The following is a 2205-nucleotide window of genomic DNA, read 5'->3' as shown; positions in this document are numbered from 1 at the left end:
CGGTAATAAAGATGGCAACACGCTGTTTTACAGCAATAATGAAGCCCCTACAGCCGATGCTGGTGGACCATACACAGTCAACGAAGGCGGTACAATCGTTCTAAATGGTAGTGGTACAGACCCCAATGCCAACACCACCTTAACCTATGCCTGGGACTTAGATGGGGATAGCGTCTTTGGCGAAACCGGTGTAGATGCTAGTCGCGGTGATGAAACAGGACAAACTCCTACTTTCCAAGCCTTGACTGGACCTGCTACTGTTCCCATTAGCTTACGAGTCAGCGATGGCACATTGACCGATACCGTCCAAGTCAACGTTACTATCAACCCCACCGCCCAACTATCGGGTATAACCTATTTGGATGCCGACGACGACGGTGTGGTGGATGCTGGAGAAACCCGCCTGGCAGGGATCACCATCACCCTCACTGGAACGGAGAATAATGGCACAGCAGTGAACCGCACTACTACCACCGCCACCGATGGTACTTACCAATTCACCAATCTGTTCTCAGGCAACTATACCCTGACAGAAACCCAACTAACGGGCTTTAATGATGGCATGGATACCGTTGGTACTTTGGGTGGAACTCTGGGCAATGATGTGTTTAGCAATATTACCGTCACAGCAGGGGCAAATGGCACGGGCTACAACTTTGGGGAACAAAATAAACCCGCCCCCGCACCTGCTACTGGTGGTACAAATCTTCAAGCATCAAGTGGTGGACAAACCCTGACAGGGACATCGGGTATTAACCGCTTGTTAGGTGGTGCTGGTAATGACATTATTGTTGGTGGGGGCAACCGGGATATCCTCGCTGGTAGAGGCGGTGCAGATATTTTCCAGTATCCCGTTTTGACTGATAGTATTGTCGATGGTAATCAAGTTGATATCATTGGTGATTTTAACCAACCAGAGGGCGATCTCTTTCAAGTCCCATTTACACCTGGCAATTTATTCAATGCGGGGCTGATTGGTGGGGCGAATTTATCAGCAGCCTTGGGTACAGTGTATGGCAGTTTGGGTACTCAAGAAGCGGTATTCTTCCAGTTTGGCTCTCGCACCTATCTATCTGTGAATGATAGTAATGCTGGTTTCCAATCTACTAACGATTTAGTTGCCGATGTGACTGGTATTCAATTTGGATCTAGCTTGACTGTGGCTAACTACTTTGTATAGATATCTGCAAACAGATTGTAGAGACTTTCCATGGAACGTCTCTACAAAGATAACCGTTTATTTTTCCAAATCCTTCATCATCAAAAAACCATGCGTACTATCCAAAAGCTTCTTTTCGCTACCGTTCTCACTGGCATCAGCTACACTATTGCTCAACCTGCTCAAGCATTAAGTTTTACCACTAGCCCTAGTGGGATCAATGATGCTTTAGTAGGTGATACTGCTCAATCAACGGATTTTACCTTTGCTGTTTCTGGTATTAATCCGGCTCAAACTGGTTCTGTGAGTTTAAATCTGGATTTAACTCATCCTGAACTTCTGGACTTAGAAGCCTATTTATTTTCACCAACTGGAGAACAACTCAGTCTTTTTGTTGTTGCGTTAGGGGCTGATTTCACTAATACGAGTTTTGTGGATGGGGGATCACTTCTATCTAATGGTTCAGCACCTTACACTGGCAGTTTTGCCCCTGAAGGAGCTAGTGGTACAGAAATTAGTACCATAAGTACCTTTGCCGGATTTAATGGCTCTGATCCTAATGGTACTTGGACATTACGTTTTTATGACAATTTCAATGGTAATGTCGGTACTTTAAATAATGCTACCCTCAATGTTCAACCTGTACCGTTTGAGTTTTCTCCTACCTTGGGTTTATTGGTTTTAGGTGGTTGGTTTGGTCGCAAAAAGGTAGTAGCTAAGTTGAAAAACTGGCGCTCTCAGAGTTAGTTAGAGAACTCCACAAAAAAGATGATCTAATCCTGTGGGATGGGCATACTATGGCTAACGCCACGCTACGCTATCGACAAGCTCAGTACAAGTCCTGCCCGTCCTTTTATTTTTTTATTTGGAAGTCTCTAACAAAGCAACTTACCTTAATTTAGGGAAAATTTGGTGTTTCTGAATTGGGGGATGTCTGATGGCGTAGCGTAGCTATATCAGGATATCCAGGATTTAAGGATTAACAGGATGATTGATGATTCTACAGTAGAGATTTATCAGTGATCATTTGGGATTTGATCAGGATT

The 2205-nt window shown here is 44.5% G+C and carries 2 protein-coding genes; both read left to right on the top strand.

The annotated features are described in order from the left end of the window. Positions 1–1180, top strand: a 1180-nt coding sequence (locus VB711_RS26405; protein ID WP_323289401.1) for a bluetail domain-containing putative surface protein, incomplete at its 5' end; no start/stop codon positions are given. Between the two features lie 30 nt (positions 1181–1210). Continuing rightward, the gene (locus VB711_RS26400; protein WP_323289400.1) at positions 1211–1906 is read left to right on the top strand and encodes a proprotein convertase P-domain-containing protein; all 696 of its coding nucleotides are present in this window, start codon (positions 1211–1213) and stop codon (positions 1904–1906) included. The last annotated feature ends 299 nt before the right edge of the window (positions 1907–2205 follow it).

This window comes from Cronbergia sp. UHCC 0137 (assembly GCF_034932285.1).
Lineage (GTDB): Bacteria > Cyanobacteriota > Cyanobacteriia > Cyanobacteriales > Nostocaceae > Cronbergia.
The sequence above is the reverse complement of the archived record's forward strand: the minus strand, read 5'-3'. Positions and strand labels throughout refer to the sequence as shown.

Bases quoted from the DNA above. Each gene is read 5' to 3' on its own strand.
- VB711_RS26400 (WP_323289400.1), top strand. From the start codon at position 1,211: ATGGAACGTCTCTACAAAGATAACCGTTTATTTTTCCAAATCCTTCAT.